The organism is Klebsiella sp. CTHL.F3a (genome assembly GCF_019890895.1).
GTDB lineage: Bacteria > Pseudomonadota > Gammaproteobacteria > Enterobacterales > Enterobacteriaceae > Klebsiella > Klebsiella grimontii.
The window spans coordinates 2,976,366-2,999,380 of record NZ_CP082360.1 but is presented as its reverse complement, the minus strand read 5'-3'; the positions used below and the strand labels follow the sequence as shown (position 1 = coordinate 2,999,380).

Annotated in this window: 20 protein-coding genes and 2 riboswitches; of the genes, 8 read left to right on the top strand and 12 right to left on the bottom strand. The window is 60.8% G+C overall.

The genetic code is table 11. From position 1 onward, the window contains the following. The first annotated feature begins 22 nt into the window (after nt 1-22). The 6 genes from K7H21_RS14085 (at nt 23) to K7H21_RS14060 (ending at nt 6,324) form a co-directional block, all read left to right on the top strand. Entirely contained in the window at nt 23-718 is a 696-nt protein-coding gene (locus tag K7H21_RS14085) for a TenA family protein (RefSeq protein WP_223035142.1), read from the top strand. Beyond that, complete coding sequence (locus K7H21_RS14080; protein ID WP_004120495.1) at nt 715-1,443, top strand: ABC transporter ATP-binding protein; 729 nt, start codon at nt 715-717, stop codon at nt 1,441-1,443. Before K7H21_RS14085 ends, K7H21_RS14080 begins: the two co-directional genes overlap by 4 nt. Further along, a complete protein-coding gene (locus K7H21_RS14075) occupies nt 1,440-2,180 on the top strand; it encodes an ABC transporter permease (RefSeq protein WP_142446534.1) in 741 nt (246 codons plus the stop codon). The genes K7H21_RS14080 and K7H21_RS14075 overlap by 4 nt, the downstream gene beginning before the upstream one ends. Nucleotides 2,181-2,204: 24 nt before the next feature. Beyond that, nucleotides 2,205-3,140: an ABC transporter substrate-binding protein gene (locus tag K7H21_RS14070; protein WP_112165091.1), complete on the top strand. Its 936-nt coding sequence runs from the start codon at nt 2,205-2,207 to the stop codon at nt 3,138-3,140. Nucleotides 3,141-3,447: 307 nt separating this feature from the next. Further along, nucleotides 3,448-4,833 (top strand): diaminobutyrate--2-oxoglutarate transaminase, encoded by a 1,386-nt coding sequence (locus K7H21_RS14065; protein ID WP_223035875.1) that lies wholly within the window; start codon nt 3,448-3,450, stop codon nt 4,831-4,833. Between the two features lie 9 nt (nt 4,834-4,842). Continuing rightward, nucleotides 4,843-6,324 (top strand): pyridoxal phosphate-dependent decarboxylase family protein, encoded by a 1,482-nt coding sequence (locus K7H21_RS14060; RefSeq protein ID WP_170100444.1) that lies wholly within the window; start codon nt 4,843-4,845, stop codon nt 6,322-6,324. Nucleotides 6,325-6,516: 192 nt separating this feature from the next. Here the strand turns inward: K7H21_RS14060 and K7H21_RS14055 are convergent, their stop codons facing one another. Continuing rightward, the gene (locus K7H21_RS14055) at nt 6,517-7,299 is read right to left on the bottom strand and encodes an SDR family NAD(P)-dependent oxidoreductase (RefSeq protein ID WP_004120509.1); all 783 of its coding nucleotides are present in this window, start codon (nt 7,297-7,299) and stop codon (nt 6,517-6,519) included. A gap of 116 nt (nt 7,300-7,415) precedes the next feature. Here K7H21_RS14055 and K7H21_RS14050 point away from each other — a divergent pair, with 116 nt between their 5' ends. After that, nucleotides 7,416-7,964, top strand: a complete 549-nt coding sequence (locus tag K7H21_RS14050; RefSeq protein ID WP_004120511.1) for a TetR/AcrR family transcriptional regulator — start codon at nt 7,416-7,418, stop codon at nt 7,962-7,964. Between the two features lie 2 nt (nt 7,965-7,966). Here K7H21_RS14050 and K7H21_RS14045 read toward each other — a convergent pair whose 3' ends face one another. The 10 genes from K7H21_RS14045 to K7H21_RS14000 form a co-directional block, all read right to left on the bottom strand. Next, nucleotides 7,967-8,710: a glutamine amidotransferase gene (locus tag K7H21_RS14045; RefSeq protein WP_172879918.1), complete on the bottom strand. Its 744-nt coding sequence runs from the start codon at nt 8,708-8,710 to the stop codon at nt 7,967-7,969. A 103-nt stretch (nt 8,711-8,813) separates the two neighbouring features. Next, the gene (mrdA, locus tag K7H21_RS14040; protein ID WP_172879919.1) at nt 8,814-10,733 is read right to left on the bottom strand and encodes a penicillin-binding protein 2; all 1,920 of its coding nucleotides are present in this window, start codon (nt 10,731-10,733) and stop codon (nt 8,814-8,816) included. 184 nt (nt 10,734-10,917) lie between these two features. Next, on the bottom strand, nt 10,918-12,714 hold the full coding sequence (gene atzF, locus K7H21_RS14035) for an allophanate hydrolase (RefSeq protein ID WP_223035874.1): 1,797 nt from the start codon (nt 12,712-12,714) through the stop codon (nt 10,918-10,920). Beyond that, on the bottom strand, nt 12,711-16,316 hold the full coding sequence (uca, locus tag K7H21_RS14030) for an urea carboxylase (RefSeq protein WP_223035873.1): 3,606 nt from the start codon (nt 16,314-16,316) through the stop codon (nt 12,711-12,713). Before uca ends, atzF begins: the two co-directional genes overlap by 4 nt. A 168-nt stretch (nt 16,317-16,484) precedes the next feature. Next, nucleotides 16,485-17,120, bottom strand: a complete 636-nt coding sequence (locus K7H21_RS14025; RefSeq protein ID WP_004120525.1) for an urea amidolyase associated protein UAAP2 — start codon at nt 17,118-17,120, stop codon at nt 16,485-16,487. A 10-nt stretch (nt 17,121-17,130) separates the two neighbouring features. After that, nucleotides 17,131-17,859 (bottom strand): urea amidolyase associated protein UAAP1, encoded by a 729-nt coding sequence (locus tag K7H21_RS14020; protein WP_004120527.1) that lies wholly within the window; start codon nt 17,857-17,859, stop codon nt 17,131-17,133. A gap of 4 nt (nt 17,860-17,863) precedes the next feature. Further along, on the bottom strand, nt 17,864-18,640 hold the full coding sequence (locus K7H21_RS14015; protein ID WP_139530097.1) for an ABC transporter ATP-binding protein: 777 nt from the start codon (nt 18,638-18,640) through the stop codon (nt 17,864-17,866). After that, nucleotides 18,637-19,452 (bottom strand): ABC transporter permease, encoded by an 816-nt coding sequence (locus K7H21_RS14010; protein ID WP_223035872.1) that lies wholly within the window; start codon nt 19,450-19,452, stop codon nt 18,637-18,639. Before K7H21_RS14010 ends, K7H21_RS14015 begins: the two co-directional genes overlap by 4 nt. Before the next feature lie 24 nt (nt 19,453-19,476). Then, entirely contained in the window at nt 19,477-20,535 is a 1,059-nt protein-coding gene (locus K7H21_RS14005; RefSeq protein ID WP_139530095.1) for a putative urea ABC transporter substrate-binding protein, read from the bottom strand. Nucleotides 20,536-20,592: 57 nt separating this feature from the next. After that, nucleotides 20,593-20,691: riboswitch (guanidine-I (ykkC/yxkD leader) on the bottom strand. Between the two features lie 190 nt (nt 20,692-20,881). Continuing rightward, nucleotides 20,882-21,484, bottom strand: a complete 603-nt coding sequence (locus tag K7H21_RS14000; protein ID WP_004120534.1) for a helix-turn-helix domain-containing protein — start codon at nt 21,482-21,484, stop codon at nt 20,882-20,884. A 43-nt stretch (nt 21,485-21,527) separates the two neighbouring features. Between K7H21_RS14000 and K7H21_RS13995 the strand changes: the two genes are divergently transcribed. Further along, entirely contained in the window at nt 21,528-22,220 is a 693-nt protein-coding gene (locus tag K7H21_RS13995; protein ID WP_196564978.1) for a B3/B4 domain-containing protein, read from the top strand. A gap of 46 nt (nt 22,221-22,266) precedes the next feature. On the opposite strand, the gene K7H21_RS13990 is transcribed toward K7H21_RS13995, so the two are convergent. Continuing rightward, entirely contained in the window at nt 22,267-22,899 is a 633-nt protein-coding gene (locus K7H21_RS13990; protein WP_004120537.1) for a LysE family translocator, read from the bottom strand. 19 nt (nt 22,900-22,918) lie between these two features. Beyond that, nucleotides 22,919-22,998, bottom strand: a riboswitch (ZMP/ZTP riboswitch). Between the last annotated feature and the right edge of the window lie 17 nt (nt 22,999-23,015).

Genomic DNA, 23,015 nt, shown 5'->3' with positions numbered 1-23,015 from the left:
CTCCCTTGTTTCAGGAGGTCCTGTGATTCTTCCCGCGTTTACCCAAGGTATTTATGGCCGTCTGCGTCAGCAGGCCGGCGCCGACTGGCAGCACTACGTCGCCCACCCTTTCCTGCGCCAGCTCGCCGATGGCACCCTGGCCGAACCCGCCTTCCGCCGCTATCTGACCCAGGATTACCTGTTTCTGATCCACTTCGCCCGCAGCTACGCGCTGTTGGTCAGCAAGCTGCGTACCCTGGCGGAAATGCGCGCGGCCGCCGCGTCGATGAACGCTATTATTGACGAGCTGCCGCTGCACGTTGGCTACTGTCGGGAATGGGGGCTGGATGAAGCGACGATGGCCGCCGAAACGGAAGCCGCGGAAACCGTCAACTACACCCGCTACGTGCTGGACATCGGCCACTCCGGCGACGCCCTGGATCTGCTGGCAGCGCTGATGCCCTGCGTTGCCGGCTACGCGGAAATCGGCCTCGGCCTGCTGCACTATCCGGCGACCAGGCTGACCGCCAATCCTTATGCCTCCTGGATCCGCAACTACGGCGATGAGGGTTACCTGAACGGCGTCACTAACGCTATCGGCCTGCTGGAAACCCTCTGGCGGCAGCGCGGCGGCGAGGCGCGCTTCGCTGAACTCAGCGCTATTTTCACTACCGCCACGCGTCTGGAGGCAAACTTCTGGCAGATGGGCCTCAACGCCGTCGCGGAGCGCCCGGCGTGACGGCACCCGGTATCGAGGTGCGCGGTCTGAGCCTGCGCTTTGGCGCGCGGTGGATATTCGACAATCTGACGTTCGATATCCCCGGCGGCCAGTGGGTATCGCTGCTGGGGGCCAGCGGCGCTGGAAAGACCAGCCTGTTGCGTATTATCGCCGGGCTGGCAAAAGCTACCGCCGGTGACGTTCGCGCCAGCGACGGGCAGCCAATAGATAAACGGCTGGCGTGGATGGGACAAAAAGATCTGCTTTATCCATGGTTAAGCGTGCGCGACAACGTCTCGCTTGGCGCGCGTCTGCGCGGAGAGCGCGTAGACCATCGGCGGGTTGCCGCGCTGTTACAGCAGGTTGGCCTTGAACACTGCGCCGGCGACCGCCCGGCCGCCCTCTCAGGCGGCATGCGCCAGCGTGCAGCGCTGGCGCGCACGCTCTATGAAGACCGCCCCATTGTGCTGATGGACGAGCCCTTTTCCGCCCTCGATACCCTTACCCGCACGCGCATTCAGACCCTGGCTGCGGAACTGCTGGTGAACCGCACCGTGGTACTGATTACCCATGATCCGATGGAAGCCTGCCGCCTGAGCCATCGTCTGCTGGTCCTTTCCCCCGCTCCCGGCGGGATTGACGATGCGCATCACCTCTCCGGTATGCCGCCGCGCGCGCCGGACGATCCGGCGCTGTTGGCCAGCCAGGCGGAGCTGCTGCAACAGCTCATAAGGGCTAACGGATGAGCGCAAAACTGTTTCGCGCCGCCGTAGTGTTCTGCGGCCTGCTGCTGCTCTGGTGGCTGGCGAGCCGCAGCGGCATTCCCGCTTTTCTGCTGCCTTCACCCTCGGCGGTGGCAAGGGCTCTGTGGGTCAACCGCATGTACCTCGGCCAACACACGCTGATCACCTTGAGCGAGATCCTCAGCGGCCTCGTGCTTGGCGCCCTCCTCGGAGTGACGCTGGCGCTGTGCATGATTGTCTCGCCTCGCCTTCAGCGCTGGCTGATGCCGCTGGTGCTGACCAGCCAGGCGATCCCGGTCTTTGCCCTCGCCCCGCTGCTGGTGCTGTGGTTCGGTTTTGGCATGGGCGCCAAGGTCATGATGGCGGTGCTGGTGATTTTCTTTCCCGTCACCTCGGCGTTTTTTGACGGTCTACGCCGGGTTAATCGCGACTATCTCGATCTGGCGCGCACCATGGGGGCCTCTTTTGGCGCGCAGCTGCGCCACGTTCGCATGATGGCCGCCCTTCCGGCCCTCGGTTCGGGCCTGCGGATGGCTGCCGCCGTTGCCCCCATTGGGGCGATTATCGGCGAATGGGTCGGTTCAGCCGAAGGTCTGGGCTACGTCATGCTTAACGCCAACGCCCGCCTGCAAACCGATATCTGCTTCGCAGCCCTGTTCATTTTGGTGGTGCTGACCGTCCTGCTCTGGCTGGCGGTGGATGCTTTTTTACGCCGGCTGATCGACTGGACGCCGGAATAACGATTTTAAACAGAAGGAATAACCATGCGTAAACATCTTTATAGCGGAATGGCCCTTGGGGTGCTGTTCAGCGGTCAGGCGCTGGCCAACGAGAAACTCACCCTGGTGCTGGACTGGTATATCAATCCCGACCACGCGCCGATCGTGGTGGCCGAACAGATCGGCGCCTTTAAAGACGCGGGGCTGGACGTCAAAATTGTGCCGCCGTCCGACCCGGCGCTGCCGCCGCGCTTAGTCGCTGCACGCCAGGCGGACCTGGCGATTACCTACCAGCCGCAGGTGCATTTTTTTGCTGATGAAGGACTGCCGCTGGTCCGCGTCGGCACGCTAATTAATTCGCCGCTGAATACGGTGATCGCGCTGGATAAAAGCATAAAATCTCCCGCCGATCTGCAGGGCAAAAAAGTGGGTTACTCGGTGAGCGGTATCGAACAGGCGACGCTGGCCACCATGGCGCAGCATGCGCACATCGACCCCAAAAGCATCAAGCTCATCAACGTGAACTTCCAGCTGACCAGCGCCCTGCTGGCCGGTCAGGTCGACGCGGTGATTGGCGGCTATCGTAATATCGAAGCGCTGGAGCTGAAGCTACAGGGGAAAGATCCGCAGGTGATGAACGTTGAGGATTACGGCGTACCAGCCTACGACGAGCTGGTGATTGTCGCCAACCGGGATGAAGCCAACGCGCCGAAGATTAAGGCGTTCCTCACGGCGCTGCAAAAAGGCGTCGCTTACCTGCGCGCTCACCCGCAGGAGACCTGGCAGGCGTTTGCCGCCGCGCATCCCGAGCTCAACACCGAACTGAACAAGCAGGCATGGCTGAAAACCCTTCCTCTGTTTGCCAGCGATCCGGCGGCGTTGGATAAACCTCGCTATGAAGCTTATGAACAGTTTTTATATAACAATAAGTTGGTGAAAAAAGTCACACCTTTAACGAATTATGCGGTTGAGCTGCATTGAGTCATGCCATTGCTGGCGGAAACTTTTCGCCAGCAATATCCGCGCAACGTTAATAAAAATCGAGAAACTTCCTCACTAATAATTACAATTTTAAAGGTCTTTCATGCTTTAAAATATTACTTTAAAATCAATTTTTTATGATGGTTTTCGGCAGTGTAAAAATAACGTAAATATACCTTAATCAATAAAACGTTGAATGCGTATCTAAAAAGCCATATATTGTGCCCGCTTTAATGCATGGCGATTCAATTTCTTACACCAATTTATTCAACCAGCGCTCAACCGTAACGCTGGTTGTGGGAGTGATATGATGACGGATAAAGTCCGTATTGATACTTTAGGCGCAGATTTATTAGATGCAAACAACGATACCTTTTTGGCCCGTCAGGCTGAATTCGAATCGAATGTCAGGAGCTACCCGCGCAAGCTGCCCCTTGCGATTACCAAAGCGGAAGGCGTCTGGCTGACCGATGCGGATAACAAACAGTATCTGGACTGCCTTGCCGGCGCCGGTACTCTGGCACTCGGCCACAACCATCCTGACGTGCTGCAGAGCATCCAAAGTGTCATTACCAGCGGCTTGCCGTTACATACTCTCGATCTGACGACACCGTTAAAAGATCGCTTTTCTGAATACCTGCTCTCCCTGCTGCCGGGCGAAGGCAAAGAATACTGCCTGCAGTTTACCGGTCCGTCCGGCGCTGACGCCGTGGAAGCGGCGCTGAAGCTGGCGAAAAAATACACCGGTCGCTCTTCCGTGATCAGCTTCTCCGGCGGCTACCACGGCATGACCCACGGCGCGCTGTCGGTCACCGGCAACCTGTCGCCAAAAGCGGCGGTTAACGGCATGATGCCGGAAGTGCAGTTTATGCCTTACCCGCATCAGTACCGCTGCCCGCTGGGTATCGGCGGTGAAGCCGGTGTGAAAGCACTGACCTACTACTTCGAAAACCTGATCAATGACGTCGAAAGCGGCGTGCGTAAACCGGCGGCGGTGATTCTTGAAGCCGTTCAGGGTGAAGGCGGCGTCAACCCGGCTCCGGTCGAGTGGCTGCAGCGCATCCGTAAAGTGACTCAGGAACACGGTATTCTGCTGATCATCGATGAAGTTCAGGCTGGCTTTGCCCGTACCGGTAAACTCTTCGCCTTTGAACACGCAGGCATTGAGCCGGACATTATCGTGATGTCGAAAGCCGTTGGCGGCGGTCTGCCGCTGGCCGTTCTCGGTATCAAAAAGCAGTTCGACGCCTGGGAACCGGGTCACCACACTGGCACCTTCCGCGGCAACCAGCTGGCGATGGCCACCGGTCTGACCACCCTGCGTCACCTGAAAGACAATAAGATTGCGGATAAAACCGCCGCTCAGGGCGAATGGTTGAAAGGCAAGCTGGCCGAGATGCAGAAACGCTATCCGGTTATCGGCCACGTTCGCGGTCTGGGCCTGATGATCGGCATCGAGATCGTTAAACCGAACGAAGCGCCGGACCACATGGGCTGCTACCCGGCGGACGGAGAACTCTCCGCGCTGCTGCAGAAGAAATGCTTCGAAGCGGGTCTGATCCTCGAGCGCGGTGGCCGCCACGGCTGCGTGCTGCGTCTGCTGCCGTCCCTGCTGATCAGCAACGCTGAGCTGGAAATTTTCTTCGACAAATTTGAACAGGCCCTGCTGGCCGCCGGCGTAAAACCGGTCTGAGTGGAGTAAGTGACCGCAATGTCCAAATTGAATCCGATTCTTGCTGGTTCCGCGCAAAGTATTGATGCCTACCAGCAAGCGATCGCCCAGACCAGCCAGGCGGTAGCGCAGTGGCTGCAACAGCCTGAAATGTATCAGGGGAAAAGCGTTGACGAACTGCGTGAGCGTATCACCCTTGATTTCAACGAACAGGGTCTGGGCAACCAGGCGGCGATTGAACGTGCGATCGAGTACTTCCTGAAAGACAGCCTGTCGGTACATCACCCGCAGTGCGTGGCGCATCTGCACTGCCCGAGCCTGGTAATTAGCCAGGCGGCGGAAGTGCTGATTAACGCCACCAACCAGAGCATGGACTCCTGGGATCAAAGCCCGTCAGCGACCATCATCGAGATCAAGCTGATTGAATGGCTGCGCGCCCAGGTCGGCTACGGCGCTGGCGATGCTGGCGTTTTCACCAGCGGCGGCACCCAGAGCAATATGATGGGTCTGATGCTGGCGCGCGATGCCTTCTTCGCCCGCCGGGGTCACTCCATCCAGCAGGATGGTCTGCCGGGCGATATTCGTCAGTACAAAGTGCTGTGTTCAGAAAACGCCCACTTTTCGGTGCAGAAGAATATGGCGCTGATGGGCCTCGGCTACCGCTCTGTAACGCTGGTGAAAACCGACGAATTCGCGCGGATGGACGTGGCGGATCTGAAAGCGAAAATCGCCGAGGCGCAGGCTAACGGCGAGCAGATTATGGCGATCGTCGCCACCGCCGGCACCACCGACGCCGGGGCAATCGACCCGCTTCGCGAGATTGCGGCCGTCGCGGCAGAGCACCAGATCTGGCTGCACGTCGACGCGGCCTGGGGCGGCGCGCTGTTGATGTCCGAGAAGTATCGCGACCGTCTGGACGGCATTGAGTTAGTGGACTCCATCACCCTGGATTTCCACAAGCAGTTCTTCCAGACCATCAGCTGCGGCGCGTTTCTGTTAAAAGAAGCCCGTCACTATGAGCTGATGCGCTATCAGGCGGCCTATCTGAACTCCGAGTTCGATGAAGAGCACGGCGTACCGAACCTGGTATCCAAATCGCTGCAGACCACCCGCCGCTTCGACGCGCTGAAGCTATGGATGGGTCTGGAAGCGCTGGGCCAGAAGCAGTACGCGGAAATCATCGACCACGGCGTGACGATGGCGCTGAACGTGGCGGATTACGTCGCAACGCAGCCGACGCTGGAACTGGTCATGCAGCCGCAGCTGGCGAGCGTGCTGTTCCGTTCACGTCCGCAGCAGATGGCGGGCAGCGACGATGCCGCGATCGCCCTGCTCAACCAGCGGGTTGGCGATGCGCTGCTGGCTTCCGGTCGCGCTAACGTCGGCGTGACTGAGCACAACGGCATCACCTGCCTGAAGCTGACGCTGCTGAACCCGATCGTGACGTTAGAGGACGTGAAGGTGCTGCTGAGCCTGGTAGAGCGTACCGCCCAGGAGCTGCTGGCGCAGTAAATTTGTTTTCGCATTAACCTTGAAAGCCGATAACTCACCTTATCGGCTTTTTTATTGGTTATTCGCCCTCGACTTGTGACGTTGTCACGATTTTTCCCGCTGCTTGGTATCTGCGCCAGGCGTGACATGGCGGGATGTTGTCGCACCGTGTATCGACTCTCCTTTCCGATATACGGTGAGACAAACGCACGATCAGTCCAGATAACGCGCCGCCGGTTCAGATTGCGCAAAGCCGGGGAGCATGGCCTGACGCGTCGCGTTGAGCGCCTGCCACTGCGTTTCATCATGCAGCGGCGGAATGGTCACCGATTCACGGCGGTCGAACCCCACCAGGGCGGCATCCACCAGTTTATCCACCTCCATGACGCCGGGGATGGTATCCACATCTTTGCCGCTGTGCTGCCAAATCTCGGTGCGCGTCGCCGCCGGCAGTACCGCCTGGACGTATACGCCTTTCGCGCTCAGCTCAACATCGAGCCCCTGCGAGAGAAACAGCACAAAGGCTTTCGTGGCGCCGTAGACGGTCAACCCCATTTCCGGGCCCAGCCCAACGACCGACGCGATGTTGACAATCGCCCCCTCTCCGGCTTCGGCCAGACGCGGCGCGATGGCGTTCGCCAGGCGAGCTACTGAGGTCACGTTGAGGGTAATCAGGCGAGTGATATCGTCACTGCTCTGGTGGAGGAAATCACCGGGAATCGAGGTGCCGGCATTGTTGACCAGAATCCCAATACGCGCGTCTTCCCGCAGCCGCTGCTCCACGACGGTGATGTCGCTATCCTGGGTTAAGTCGGCCTGCAGGATGTCAACCTGAACGCCGGTTTCACCGCGCAGTCGCTCGGCCAGCGCCGTCAGACGCTCGCGGTTACGCGCGACCAGCACCAGGTCGTGGCCACGACGGGCAAAACGTTCGGCATAGACTGCGCCAATTCCGGTCGATGCGCCGGTTACCAGCACGGCTGATTTACTGCTCATAGGTGTACTCCTTAATTTATACATGATGATCGTCATGTATAATGGCACGGGCTGGGTATGCTGTAAATAATGTTATATGATGGCCATCATAAATAATTTCGCAGCAGGACGACGCCATGAGAGTGAGCAGAAAACAAGTTGAAGAGAATAAGCAGACAATCCTGACCGCCGCTGGACGCTTGTTTCGCGAGCGGGGTTTTGACGCGGTCACGGTCACCGATATTATGAAATCAGCCGGTCTGACCCACGGCGGATTCTACGGCTACTTCAAATCGAAGGATGACCTGATCGCCCAAACCCTCGCGGAACTGAAGATAGAGAGCGACGCGGCGAATAATGGCGTCATCGCGCAAATCGAGCGTTATCTTTCACCCAAACATCGGGATAATTTTGCCAGTGGCTGCCCGCTGGCGGCGCTGGCGGCTGAGACCATCCGCCAGTCCGAACCCGCGCGCGACGAAATGAGCGCACGGCTGCAGCAGCAGATAGCGCAGCTCAGTGAAGCGATGGATGATCAAGACGCTGAAGCCCGCCGCCGTGTGGCGATAGGCAGCTGGTCGGCCATGGTCGGCGCGTTGATTCTGGCGCGGATGACCGCGGATTCGGCGTTTTCCGACGAAATCCTGGCTGAAACGGCGGCCTGGCTCGCGGAAAAACAGCGCTAACGTTAAGCCGGGTTGAGGTCTGGCTGCAGGTAGCCTGCGACAAAGCGGGTCAAAATCGCCGAGGCCACCGGACTCTCCGCAACGTCACGACTCAGCCTGTCCGGGTCAACCCCCTCGTTGCGCAGCGCCGCCTGACGGAACGCGATCAGCGAGCGGGCAATCGCCGGGGTGATCTCCGGATGAAACTGCGTAGATACGGCATGTGCGCCGTAGCGAACAATCTGGTGAGGGTCGTGCTGCGACGAAGCCAGCACCTTCGCCCCTGGCGGTAATCGGGTGACCGTTTGCATATGCGTGAGGTGCGCGCTGAACGGCGCCGGGTGGTCAGCCAGCAGACAATCCGCCAGGCCGTGTGCGGACAGTGAAATGGTTTTACTTCCCGCTTCGCGTCCGGCTGGATGGTAGTCCACCTCGCCGCCCAGCGCGTGCGCCATCAGCTGATGCCCGTAGCAGACGCCAAACAGCGGCATGTCAATTGCCATCGCCTCGCGGATCCATGCGGCGGTCATTTCGCTCCACGGCAGGCGCTCCGTGACCATATCCCAGGATCCGGTAATCACCGCCACGGTATTATTGTCCGGCGCGGGAAGCGGCTCGCCGGCATACACCCGCGCGACGCTGATTTTATTGCGCCACGGCGCCAGCAGATTGCCAAACCAGAGGGGAAGATCGCCGTGGTCGGAGACGATTTCATCCGGCGGAGTCCCGGTCTGGACAAGAAGAAGCGTATTTCGGCTTAACGACATCAGAGCGCCTTTTTCACAGCAACATAGATCGCTACTATGCGCAAAAGCGCCGGCGGCGGCAAATAACCAATCCGCCAACGCTTATGCTCTACGCGAATAACCGCTACTGCGCGTCGGCGCTCTCCACCTGCGGCACCGTCGACGTCGCGCCCTGTACCGCCGGCGCGTTGGCCGGGTCGAAGATATGGTCGAGGATGGCGCGCGCCGTCGGTCCCGCTACCACGCCATCGCCGCCGCCGTTCTCCAGAATCAGCGCCATCGCCACCTTCGGATGCTGATACGGCGCAAACAGGGTGTAGAAAATATGGTCGCGCAGGCGCACCGGGATCATTTTCGCGTTATAGGTCTGGTTCTCCTTCAGGCTGAAGACCTGGGACGTCCCGGACTTGGCGGCGATTTGGTACGGCGCGGTATGGAACAGCTTATAGCCGGTGCCGTTTGGCAGGTTCGCCATGCCGTACATGCCGTTACGCACCACGCTCCAGTAGGGCGAACGCGGATCGCCAACCTGCGGCAGATCCTGCGGCGGCTGATAGCGCTCGACCTTATTCCCCTGCTTCATGGAGTAAAGCAGATGCGGATTTTGCACTTTGCCGTTGTTAATCAGGGTCGTCAGCGCCTTAACCATCTGGATCGGCGTGGCAATCCAGTAGCCCTGGCCGATGCCGACGGAAATGGTATCCCCCTGATACCACGGTTTTTTATGCACCCGCTGTTTCCACTCCCGGCTCGGCAGCACCCCGGCATACTCTTCGTTTAGATCGATGCCGGTTGACTGACCGTAGCCAAACTTGCTGAGCCACTCGTGAATACGGTCAATACCCATCTCAAACGCCACCTGGTAGAAGAAGGTATCCGCCGATTCTTCTATCGCTTTGGTGACGTTAAGCATGCCGTGGCCGCTCTTCAGCCAGTCGCGATAGCGGCGCTGGGTCCCCGGCAGCGTCCAGGTCGGCGCGCCGAAGAAGGAGGTGGTTGGCGTGATCACGCCCGCCGATAGCGCCGACAGCGCCATGTAGGGCTTCACCGTCGACGCGGGCGGATAGAGCCCCTGGGTGACCCGGTTAATCAGCGGCCGGTCCGGGTTATCGAGCAGCGAACGGTAGGCCTGATAGCCGATGCCCCTGACAAAGGGATTGGGATCGTAGCTGGGACTGGACACCATGGCCAGCACGCCGCCATCGCGCGGATCGACGACCACCACCGCCGCGCGCTGCCCCTTCAGCACCGATTCGATATACTGCTGCAGGTGCAGATCCAGCGTCAGGTAGATATTCTTCCCGGCCACCGGCGGCACCTCTTTCAGCAGGCGCACGACCCGCCCGTGGTTATCCACCTCGACCTCCTGGTATCCGGTGGTGCCGTGCAGCGCTTTCTCGTAGTAGCCTTCAATGCCCTGCTTGCCGATATTGTGGTCGGCGGCGTAGTTCTCCTCTTCCCCCGCTTTGGCCAGCTTTTGCAGATCGCTATCGTTGATTTTCGATACGTAGCCAACCACGTGCGCCAGTTCGGCCCCGTAGGGATACGCGCGCTGCTGATAGCTCTCCACCGTGACGCCGGGGAAATGAAATTCATTGACTGCAAAACGCGCCACTTCAACATCGCTCAGGTCCGATTTTAAGGTCACCTCTTTGTAGCGGCTGTTGTGGTGCATATCGTCGCGAAAATCGGCGATATCCTGCGGGGTTAAATCGACGATCGGTGTTAGCTGCTGCAGCAGCGCCGTCATATCGGCGATTTTGCTCGGGATCACCTGCAAACGGTAGAGGGTAATATTTTGTACCAGCGGGATACCGTTACGGTCGAAAATCAGTCCCCGGCTCGGCGCGATGGGCAGCATTTTAATATCGTTCTGGTTTGAACGCGTCTGATAAAAATCGTGCTGATCGACCTGCAAACGGTAAAGATTAAGGATCAGGATGGCAAAGCAGACCACCACCAGTAGAAACGCAATGACGGCTCGGCGGATAAATAGCATCTCTTCCGCTGAATGGTCGCGAATTTCATCTCTCATTAGGGACATTAGCGGTCATATACCTGGGTTACAAAGGGCCTGAAAAAGGAAAAGCGGGGAAGAATAGCGTTATCGCAGCGGGAGCCCTACCGAAAGGTTGCTAATGATTTGGCAGAAATGTTTCAGCATGTTAGAGGCGTGACACTGTCACAAAAAACACCTCCCTCGAAAACTCGACGGAGGTGATGATGTCCTAGCGTGCCAGCCAGGCGCGCCAGCCGCCGTAAGCGGTAATCTCCGTAGCTTCGCCTAATCCATCGGCTTCGCAAATAAAGCCCGTTAACCGGCGTCCGTCGGCAAGTTCAACTTTACCTAAGCCCAGCGGCGCGGGAATGGCCGCCAGTAGCGAACCGACCTCCGCGCTGGGTAGCTCCCACACTTCGACCGCAATCGCCGCCCCGCCGCACTTATCGCGAACCATTGCCGGGCGCTTACCGTCCGCGAGGGCGTACAACCGATAGTGCGCTGCGCTGCGGGTTTCCTGCAGCAGCCGGCCGCCCCGCGCCAACAGCTGATCGTTTAGCGGCAGGCCGGCAAGATGCGCGCCGCAAACAACCAGCGCCATTCGGTCATGGCCGGCGGCGCGCTCGGGCTCCGGGGTTTCCAGCAGCGTCCCGCCGACCAGCGGCAGCCGCTCCGCTCGCTGAAACGCATCGGCCAGGCTGAGCAAATACTGGTCGGTAAATGCCCGGCCAAACAGGGTAACGCCGGAGGGCAATCCGTCCGGCATAAATCCGCAGGGCACGCTCACCGCCGCGTAGTCCAGCAGATTCATAAAGTTGGTGTAATACCCGAGATCGGCGTTACGCGCGATCGGTTCCGCTTGCAGCTCGTCGAGCGTCACCGGACGTGGATAGGTTGGCGTCAGCACGCAATCGAGGGTCTCGAGGATCGCGTCGCACCGGGCTTTGTACTGCTGTAGCTGATAGATCGCCTTAAAGGTCGCCGTGGCGTCGGTGTCCGGCGCTTTCGCCAGCACATCGCGAATAACCGGCAGCACCGCCTCCGGCTGCCGCGCCATCAGCGGGCCGACGACCGCGTAACGTTCAGCGACCCACGGTCCGTCATACAGCAGCCGGGCTGCCGCCAGAAACGGCGCGAATTCGATCTCAACCGCCACCCCGCCCAGCGCCGTCAGCCGTTGCCGGGCCTGGGTAAACAGTCGTTCGCTTGCGCTGCAGCCGAGGAAGTTCAGCTCGCGCGGAACGCCAAAACGAAAACCGGCTGCCGGCCTGCCGAACGCCTGACGGCTGTTCCACTGCGGATTATGGCGGCTCCAGGCATCCAATGTATCGTACTGCGCGACCAGCGCCAGCAGCTGGCTGGCCTCGTCGGCGGTGGCGCTGAAAAAAGTCACACAGTCTAACGTACGGCAGGCGGGCACGACCCCAGCGGTGGAGATCAGCCCTTTCGTGGCCTTCAGGCCAACCAGATTATTCAGCCCCGCCGGGACGCGGCCGCTACCGGCGGTGTCCGTTCCCAGCGAGAAGCTGGCGACGCCCAGCGCCACTGCCAGCGCGGAGCCGGCGCTGGAGCCCCCGGAGGGGTAATCGGCAAGATAGCCGTTGCGGCAGGCGCCGTACGGCGAGCGGGTACCATTCAGGCCGGTGGCAAACTGATCGAGATTGGTTTTACCGACCGGTACCGCCCCCAGCGCGATCAGCTGAGCGACAATCGTCGCGCTCTGCTCCGCCCGGTAAGCAAACGCCGGGCAGGCGGCGGTGGTGACAATCTCCGCCAAATCGATGTTGTCTTTGATGGCGAACGGCACGCCGTATAGCGGTAACTCGGTCGGCGAGAGGCCTTCCAGCGCCGCCAGAAACGGCTCCTGCTCCTCTTCGCTCAGAATATGGATAAATAAGCGGAATTCGGGGTTCAGCGCCTGCGCCCGCTGGCGCACTTCCGCCAGCAGGCGGCGCGGGGTGGTTTTGCCGTTGCGATAATCTGCCGCCAGGGTCGCCAGGCGTAAATCAAACGTCTGCTGCATCATGCCTTCTCCTCAATAATCACCGCCACCCGCTGCCCGGCGCGCACCGCGCTACCCGGCTGGACGTGAACCTGCTGAATAACGCCATCGCAGGGGGCCAGCAGCGGGATCTCCATCTTCATCGACTCCAGAACGACCAGCACATCCCCCGCGCGAACCCGACTGCCTGGCGCGGTTTGTACCTGCCATAAGTTGCCGGAAATCGGGCTCTCCACTCCCTGCTCGCCCTGCCGCAGCGGCGCGTCGCCGCCCTCATCCACGGCGCCTTCCTGGCTGTCGAAATGGGCCTGGCCTCTGGCTATCCAGCGCTCGCGTTCGGCGTTGAACGCCCGCTGCTGATGCTCGCGAAACGCGTCGATGCTGTGCGCTTCGCGGCGAAGAAACTGTTGGTATTCCGCCAGCCGCAGCGTGCTGTTCTCAATGCGCAGCGGGTAGCGTCCGAGCGGGAAGTCGCGGCGAATTTGCAGCAGTTCTTCCGCTGAAACCGGATAGAAACGCAATTGGTCGAAGAAACGCAGCAGCCAGGGTTTGCCAGCAAAATCCGCCACTTCGTGGTAGCGATTCCACATCTGCAGGGTTCGGCCAACGAACTGATAGCCGCCAGGTCCCTCCATGCCGTAGACGCACAGATAGGCCCCGCCGATGCCGACCGAGTTTTCCGCCGTCCAGGTGCGCGCCGGGTTGTACTTGGTGGTGACCAGGCGATGGCGTGGGTCAAGCGGCGTCGCCACCGGCGCGCCGAGATAGACGTCGCCCAGTCCCATCACCAGATAGCTGGCGTCAAATACCGTATTCCATACCGCCTGCTCGTCAGGTAGATCGTTGATGCGACGGATAAATTCCAGATTACTCGGGCACCATGGCGCGTCCTGGCGCACGGTGGTCATGTATTTATCGATCGCCTTGCGGCAGGCCGGGTCGTCCCAGGAGAGCGGTAGATACACCACGCGCGTCGGCACCTGCAGATCGTCGCTCAGGCATACCGTGGACCATTCGCCGCGCACCCGCTCCAGTAGCGCCTCCAGGGGCAGCGTTTCCGGCTGAAAATGGATTTGCAGCGAGCGGATCCCCGGCGTGATATCAATCACGCCTTCTGCGGATTGCGCCTCAAGGGCCTGCATCAGGGCATGAATGCGGAAACGCAGCACCAGATCCAGCTCCGGCTCCCCGGCTTCCAGCAGCAGGTGGGTATCGCCGGAAAGGCGCGCCACCAGGCGTTTATCCGCCTCGCCGCAGGTCATGACGACAGGCGACGTCAGGGGCGCGGGCTGCCAGGCTATCGCCTGGTGACTTAGGGTCGCCAGCTCGGCGCGCCGCCCTTGCGCCAGCCGCCGGGCGGTGGGTAAATCCACCGCCACGAAACGCACTTTGTCCCCGGCCTTGAGCTGGCCTAACTGCCAGAGGTCGGCTTCAATAACGGTGACCGGGCAGACGAAACCGCCGAGGCTCGGCCCGTCCGGCCCGAGGATCACCGGCATATCGCCGGTAAAATCGACCGCGCCCACCGCGTAAGGATTATCGTGAATATTCGACGGATGCAGTCCTGCTTCGCCGCCGCTGTCGCGGGCCCACAGCGGCTTGGGCCCAATCAGGCGCACGCCGGTGCGGCTGGAGTTAAAATGGACCTCCCAGTCGGTGGCGAAAAAGGTCGCGATATACTCCGGCGTAAAAAACTCCGGCGCGCCGTGGGGGCCATAAATCACCCGCAGCGTCCGTACCTGCGCAAGCGCCGTGCGGAGCGCGGCGGGCAGTTGATCCCCGACCCTGGCGGCGGCGCGCGGCGCCAGATGCAGCACGTCGCCGCCGCGCAGCGCCCGTCCGCCGTGGCCGCCAAACTGACCGAGGGTAAAGGTGCTTTTACTGCCCAAATAGTCCGGCACCTGAATACCGCCGCTCAGGCAGAGATAGCTTCTGACCCCTGCGCCGCTTATCGCGCCAAGCTTCAGCGTCGCCCCTGCCGGAATGGTAAAAACGCGGTCCAGCGGCTGGTCAACGCCATCGAGCGTCACCGCCAGCGGCGCGCCGCACACCGCCGCCTGAACGTCAGTATTAAATTTCAGGGTCGGCCCGTTAAGGGTGATTTCCAACGCGGCTTCACCCTCGGCATTGCCCAGCAGACGGTTGCCGAGACGCAGGGCGCGATCGTCCATCGGCCCCGACGGCGATACGCCCACCGCCCAGTACCCGAGACGTCCAGGGTAGTCCTGCACGCTGGTCTGGGTCCCGGCGCTCAGCACCTCGACGGTGGCCGCCCGGTAGCACAGCTGCTCAAGGCAGCGGGTCCAGGGCTCGCCTTCGGTAAACGGCGCAAAGCCGAGAATTTGCAGCAGGTACAGCCGGTTGGTTTCGACGCCGTACAGGCGGGTCTCCGCCAGCGCCTGCGCCAGGCCGGCGATAGCCTCATCGCGGCTGGGGCGCCAGGCGATCGTTTTTGCCAGCATCGGGTCGAAAAACGGCGGCACTTCGCAGCCTGCTTCCACCCAGCGATCGATACGCAGGGCGGCGCCGTCCGCCGGTGGAAAGATGGCTTCCGTTAGCAGTCCGGGAGATGGCTGAAACTGCCGTCCCGGATCTTCGGCGTAAAGTCGCGCCTGAATAGCATGCCCCTGGGGCCGTAACCCGGCGGCCAGCACGTCCAGCGCGGGTAAATCGCCCGCCGCCAGCTCAATCATCCAGCGCACCAGGTCAACGCCCCACACCTGCTCGGTGACGCCGTGCTCAACCTGAAGCCGGGTATTCACTTCGAGGAAATAAAACTGCCGCGCCGTGCTGTCATAGACGAACTCCACCGTGCCGGCGCTGCGGTAGTTCACCGCTTTACCGAGCGCGATAGCCGCCGCGCATAGCGCCTGCGCGGTGCCTTCCGGCAGATTAGGCGCAGGCGTCTCTTCAATCACTTTCTGGTTACGCCGCTGTACCGAGCAGTCGCGCACCCCGAGGGCGATAACGTCCCCCCGCCCGTCGCCGAAGATTTGTACCTCCAGATGACGGGCGCGTTCGATATATTTTTCGAGAAATACGCCGGCGTCGCTGAAATTGTTTTGCCCCAGCCGCTGCACCGTGGCGAATGCTTCGGTCAGCTCACGGGCGTCGCGGCAGACGCGCATGCCGATCCCGCCGCCGCCGGCGGTGCTTTTAAGCATCACCGGATAGCCCACCGCCTCCGCCGCCCGGCAGGCTTCGTCGCTGTCAGCCAGCAGTTCGCTGCCCTCCAGCAGCGGCACGCCCTCGGCTTTGGCTAAGGCGCGGGCGGTATGCTTCAGACCGAAGACGCGCAGCTGCTGCGGGGTTGGGCCGACAAAGGCCAGCCCCGCCGCCTCGCAGGCTTCGGCGAAGGCCGCGTTCTCAGACAGAAAGCCGTAGCCGGGGTGGATCGCCTGGGCGCCGCTCTGCTGCGCGGCGGCAATGATTTTCTCCGTGGCCAGATAGGTTTGCGCCGCCGGACCGTCGCCGAGGCTGAAGGCTTCATCGGCGTCGCGGATATGCAGACTACTCAGGTCGGCTTCGGAATAGACGGCGACGCCCTTCACCTGCATCGCGCGCAGGGTGCGCAGAATGCGGCAGGCAATCGCGCCGCGGTTGGCAATCAGTAAGGTATCAAACATAAGCGGAACTCACAGGGTCGCGGGTCGTCCCGCAAAAATTCGATGTTCCCCTGAGGTCGTCCCCGGGGTGAACCGGCGCTTAAGGTTTGCGCGTCGGCTTACTGTTCAGGCGATCGGCGCGGACGGCGAAGAGCCGAAAGGCCAGCAGACGCCAGCGCTGCCAGCGGGTCAGTTCCATACCAGCACCTCGGCGGGCGTAGGGTTCCAGCCGTTGCAGGGATTGTTCAACTGCGGACAGTTGGATATCAGCACCACGGCGTTGCACTCGGCGCGCAGCTCAACGTATTTCCCCGCCGCCGATATGCCGTCCTCAAAGGTCAGCCCACCTTCCGGGGTTACCGGGACGTTCATAAAAAAGTTGATGTTGGCGCCGATATCGCGCTTGTGCAGGCGACCATCGTGCAGGCAGGCGCAAAGGAAATTATCCCGGCAGCTGTGCATATAGCGTTTATCCTGGGCGTAGCGCACGGTGTTGCTCTCCTGGGCGCAGGCGCCGCCGAGGGTATCGTGGCGACCGCAGGTGTCGGCAACGATGGTCAGCAGCGGATTGCCCAGATTGGAATAGAGCACGCTGCCGGTGGTCAGATAGGCATTGCCCTGGCGGCGCAGCGTGCGCTGCGGATCGTAGCGTTCCCGGGGGTTATCAGCATTGTAGAACAGAGTATCAATGGCCTGGTTGCCTTCGAGGTCTAGCAGGCGCAGGGTTTGCCCTTTTTGTACCTCAAACAGCCAGGGTTCCCCTGCCGGGATCACATGACGATAGACGGCATCTTCAGGACGACGGTTACTGGTGATAAGGCTCATCGCTGCCTCCTTACAGGGCAAAAAGTTGGGTATTGAGGAACGCGCGCTGGTTTTCATCGCGGGTAAAGAGCGCTTCTGTGGCCGCCTGCACATCGTCGGCCTGATACCAGCTGAGCTGAATCGGCCGCGGGGCGTACTCCGCGGCAGGATCCTGGGGATGAGGCAGCGCGGTCAGCACCATGAGGACATCCATCGGCGCAAACAGCTCAACGTAATCTCCGGCGCGGCTGTTGCCCGGGATGAAGCGGAAACTACCGTCCTCATCGACAGTCACTTTGCTGAAGAAGTTAACCACCATCAGCAGGTCTTCAAGGCCCAGGTCCCACTTGCCCATCTCGACCAGCAGGTTATCGACACCGTTGCGATAGAAGCCGTTGCGCAGCTCCTGGTAGCGTCCTGCGCCATATTTTTCACGCGTCTCGTCGGCGTTGAGTACCCCGCCGAACGGGTCGTGCCAGCCGCAGCTATCGGCCACAATCCCGGCCAGGACGCGCCCCATATCTGAGTAGAAACAGTGCCCGGCGGTCAGGCGCGCGGTGTGCTGGCCCTTGAGGGTATCCGGTAAATTCAGGCGCTCGCTCTTCTCGTGGGGATTAAGCATCATCATGCTGACGTTAGCCCCGCCGTCGATATCGGTCAGGCGCAGGATCTGCCCTTGGCGCAAAATCAACGAGGTATGCGCCCCGCCGGGGAGACGCTCTTCGCGCAGACTGGGGGAGGAGTGAAAAAGTGCGGTCATCAAACTATCTCCTTAATGCGTAAACGTTATTGTCGCTGCCGGTCGTCAGCTGCGACATCCGCGCTTCATTGAGCGGTATATCGTAGGTAATGCGCGCCCCCCAGGCGTTAGGCGCCTGCGGGTCAATGCGCACTTTGTCGAAAACCAGCAGCCGGGAGCCAAGGTTGAAGCCTTCCGCGAGGTCGTGGGTGACCATAAAAACCGTCATCCGGGTTTCGCTCCATAGCTGGAGCAGCAGCCCGTGCATATCCTTGCGGATCCCGGGATCCAGCGCGCCGAAGGGCTCATCGAGCAGCAGCACGCGCGGCTGCATCACGAACGCCTGGGCAATCGCCAGCCTCTGCTGCATCCCGCCGGAGAGCTGCGCCGGGTATTTATCCAGCGCGTGCCCCAGCCCGACTTTCTCCAGCATCCGCCGCGCCTGTTCGCGGGCGTCGCGTTTCCTGCCGGCAAACAGCCGGCCAAACAGCGGTGACGCCGGAAGTTCAAGACCTATGGCGACGTTATCCAACACGTTGAGATGCGGGAAAACCGAATAACGCTGAAACACCACGCCGCGGCTGCGATCCGGCTCCGCCGCCAGCGGCAGGCCGTCGAGGGTAATTTCACCGCGGGTCGGCTTTTCCTGGCCGAGCAGCAGGCGTAAAAAGGTTGATTTGCCGCAGCCGGACGCCCCGACCATCGAACAGAACTCGCCCTCTTTCACCTGCAAATTGATACGCTCCAGCACCACGTGATCGCCGTACTCCTGCCAGATATTTTTGATGTCGATAAAACTCATGCCCGACCTCCTTCCGCCCACGGGAAACAGGCTTTGTGCAGCTGGCGCAGAGCCAGATCCATCAACCACGCCAGCAGCGTTATCCAGATGACGTAAGGAATAATCACGTCCATCGCCATATAGCGGCGAACGAGGAATATGCGATAGCCAAGCCCGGCGGTGGCGGAAATGGCTTCAGCGGAGATCAAAAACAGCCACGCGGAGCCCAGCAGCAGGCGCAGGGAGGTTATCAGCCGCGATAGCAACTGCGGCAGCACGACCCGCAGGACCACCGTCCAGCTATTGGCGCCGAGGGTTTGCGCTTTGATAAACAGCTCCGCCGGGATTTCCCGCGCCCGCTGCTCAAGGTCGCGCGCCAGCATCGGCGTAATACCGATAACGATAAGCATCACTTTTGATAGCTCATCCAGGCCAAAGACGATAAACAGCACCGGCAGGATCGCCAGCGGCGGGATCATAGACACCACGGTCATCAGCGGCGACAGCGCCGCGCGGTACATCGGGAACACGCCGGCGGCGATGCCGATGCCCAGGCCAATCAGCGAAGAGAGTGTCAGGCCAATCAGCAGGCGGCCAAGGCTAATCAGCGTATCGGCCCACAGCAGATACTCACCGCTGCGTTTATCCGGCGTGAACGCCATCCGGTTAATGGCCGCGATCATTTGCGACAGGCCGGGCAGCAGCTTATCCTGCGGATTGGCTTCCAGCCGCACCGCCGAGCCGATAAACCAGGCGGCGACCAGCAGGACAAAGGGCAACAGCATCAGCGTCAGACGCATACCCTGACGGGGATAGCGGTTAATGTGGCGCATGGCGTGGACTCCCGGAGTCAATCATTACAGCTTGCCCGCCGCGGCCAGCTTCAGATAGCTGTCGTCAAAGCGCAGCTTGCTGTTCGCGGTATCGCCGACGGTGACGCCGCCGGGAAAGGTCATGCCGATAAAGTCGGCGCTCTGCGCTCCCTCGCCCAGCAGCCCTTTATCAAAGGAGAACTGCGCCACCCGCTGCATGGTTTTGGCCAGCTCCGGCGAGGAGATAAACGTCAGGGTGTCGGCAGGCGTCCAGAACAGATGGGTCGTTTTTAGCTGCGCCTGGTAACCGGCGAGGTCGGTGCCGGAGTCGGCGGCCATAGCGTTTAGCGCCTCGGTATCGCCGGCCTGCATTTTGGCCATCATCTCGAACCAGGCGCCGGTCAGGGCTTTGCCCAGCGCCGGGTTATCTTTCAGCGTCTGAGTATTTACCACCATCATGTCGATCAGCTCGCCGGGGACCTGTGAAGAGCTAAAGACTTCTGTAGTTTGCGGCGTCTTTTTGATAACCGAAAGCTGCGGGTTCCAGGCCACCGCCGCGCGTACGCCGCTGGTGCCAAAGGCCGAGACGATATCCGCATCCGAGGTATTGACCACTTTGACGTCTTTTTCATGCAGTCCGGCTTTTTCCAGGCCGCGAACCAGCAGGTAGTGCGATACCGAAAGCTCCGGGAGATACACCGCCATGCCTTTCAGATCGCTGAGTTTTTTATTCGCCCCTTTCAGCACCACGCCGTCGTTGCCGTCGGAGTAGCTGCCGGTAATCAGCGCCGTCGTGTCAACGCCCCCCGCCGCCGGAATGGTCAGGGCATCCATGTTGGTCATGGTGCAGCCGTCAAACTGGCCCGCGGTATACTGGTTGATGGACTCGATGTAGTCGTTTAGCTGAACGATATTGATTTTGATGCCGTATTTACTGGCCCACTTATCGATGATTTTTTCGTTGCTGATGGTGCCCCAGGGCATCCATCCGGCGTAGATAGTCCAGCAGACGTTGAACTCTTTTTTGACGGCGGCAAACGATGGGACGCTGGCCAGCAGCGCCAGCGACAGGATAAGAGAGCGGAGGAGCGGCGGTGTCTTCATGGTGGACCTCTGGTTAGCACGGGAAACGGGGGCAGCGCGACACCCAACGGTGCTGCTGTCTCCCGGGCTTTTGTCCCGCCGTGTAACCTCGCAGAGGTCGCCAGCTCTCGGACCAGACGTTCACCTGAGTGAACCGGAACCCTAGCCAGCTATTGTGTTATCTCAATTGTCTGTTGCGCTGCCTTCTGACGAGGAGTTTGCAAGGTCTATGCCAGGCGCGCAGAGCGCGTAAAATCAGCCATACGACGACAGGCGTCGCCGCGATTCCCAATAATGGGGAGTGATGATGGGGCATTGCATGAATTTGGTGCGCTCGCCGTGAGAGAGGAGCGCGGTCGGGATAATACTAACGCGCTTTTTCGCTGACCGTCATAGTGAAGCGCGTGACAGCATCCCCGGCGTTAGCGTAGCTATGCGGGGCGTCGGTGCGCGCCACGGCGGAATCTCCGGCGACAATCACATAGCTCGCGTCGTTGACCGTCAGGGTTAAGGCGCCCTCGGTCACAAAAAGCAGCTCTGTCGTGCCATCGCCGTGCCCCGGCGAGGTAAAAATCTCACCGGGATAGAGACTCCATTGCCAGAGCTCCACCATATCCGGTCCGCTGGTACCGGCAAGCAGCCGCGCATGACCGCCCCGCTCGCCCTGCCACAGGGTGGGAATATCCCTTGCGGCCATCACCTTGACCGGCGGCGCGGCGGCGACGTTGACAAAATCGGCCACGGATACGCCCAGCGCCGAGGCCAGACGGCACAACAGCGCGATGCTCGGATTGGCCCGGCAGGCTTCAATGTCTACCAGCATGCCTTTACTGACCCCCGCGCGTCGCGACAGCTCATCAAGGGAGATCTTCTTTTCCGCCCGGTAGCGTTTAAGGCGCGCGGCAACGGCTTCATTGATCATGGCGGCATCGGCGCCCGCATCGGTCGTTATATTGACTTTATTGGTCATCGGTCGATATTATGCTTTAAAATGGTCGTTACAGGATTATCCAATGAATAGCGTATTACCGTCAATCAGCCCGCAGGTCTCCGCGCTGGCCCCCGGCTTTCGCGCCCTGAGCATTGATGTCGTTTCCGCCGCCGTACGCGCCCCCCAGGTCGGGTCAGATGCGCTCCGCTCCGCCTGCAAAGCGGTTCTCGCCGACGAGCCGCAGTGGGCGGAGGCGCACCTGCAGGCCTGGAGCGAAGTATTCCGCGCCTTTGGCGCAAAACCTAAAAGGACCCCCTGCTCGGCGGAAGCCTTGCGTAAACGGGTGCTGCGCGATGGCGAGATGGCCGCGATCGATCCTATCGTCGACCTCTATAACGCGGTGAGCCTGCGCTACGCCGTGCCGGTCGGCGGCGAAAACCTGGCGGCGTATGTTGGCGTGCCGCAGCTCAAGATAGCGGACGGCAGCGAGCCGTTCGATACCGTTAAGAAAGGACAGACGGTTTACGAATACCCCGACGCGGGAGAGGTGGTCTGGGGCGACGATCGCGGCGTGACCTGCCGCCGCTGGAACTGGAGACAGGGAGTACGCACGCGTCTGAGCGTGGAGAGTCCGCGGATGTGGTTTATTCTTGAAAGCCTGCCGGAAATGCCGCTTAGCGCGCTGCAGGACGCGGGAGAGATGCTGAGCAACGGTCTGCTGGAGATGATGCCGGAGGCGACGATCCGCTCGCGGCTGATTGGCCCGGGGGCTTAACCCCCTTCCGCTGCGCCCGGCAGCGCTATACTACCGGGCAGAGCGATTACTTCCGCGCTTCGAAGGCAATTTTCACCGCCATCCCCGCCAGCACCGTCGCCATCAACCAGCGCTGAAACTGCTGCCATAACGGGCGCCCCGCAAGAAACAGCGACACCTGCCCGGCCATCACCACAATCAGCGCGTTAACCGCCACGCTAATTATCGCCTGGGTAAATCCCAGCGCCAGCGATTGCGCAAGGATGCTGCCGTGACCGGGAGAGATAAACTGCGGCAGCAGTGAGAGATACATGATGGCGATTTTAGGGTTCGCCAGGTTAGTAATAAAGCCCATCATAAACAGCTTACGGCCGCTATCCGCAGGCAGGTCGCGCACCGTAAAGACCGAGCGCCCGCCGGGCTTCACCGCCTGCCAGGCCAGATAAAGCAGATAGACAACGCCGCTGATGCGCAAGACGTCATAAGCATAGGGCACGGCGAAGATCAGCGCGGTAATACCGAACGCGGCGCACAGCATATAAAAGACAAACCCCAGCGCCACCCCGCCGAGGGAGACCAGTCCGGCCTTTCTTCCCTGGCAAATCGAGCGCGAAATCAGATAGATCATATTCGGCCCCGGGGTCAGCACCAGGCCAAGGGCCACCAGAGCGAAGGTCAGCAGCGACGAAATCTCAGGCATAGCGTATCTCCATAAAGTGAAGTGATGCCCAGGCGCGCGGCGGCGGCAACCATGCTCCCCGACAGTGACCTGTCTAAAGCGCCAGTCACATGGTGACGAACAGTATGGCCGCGGTT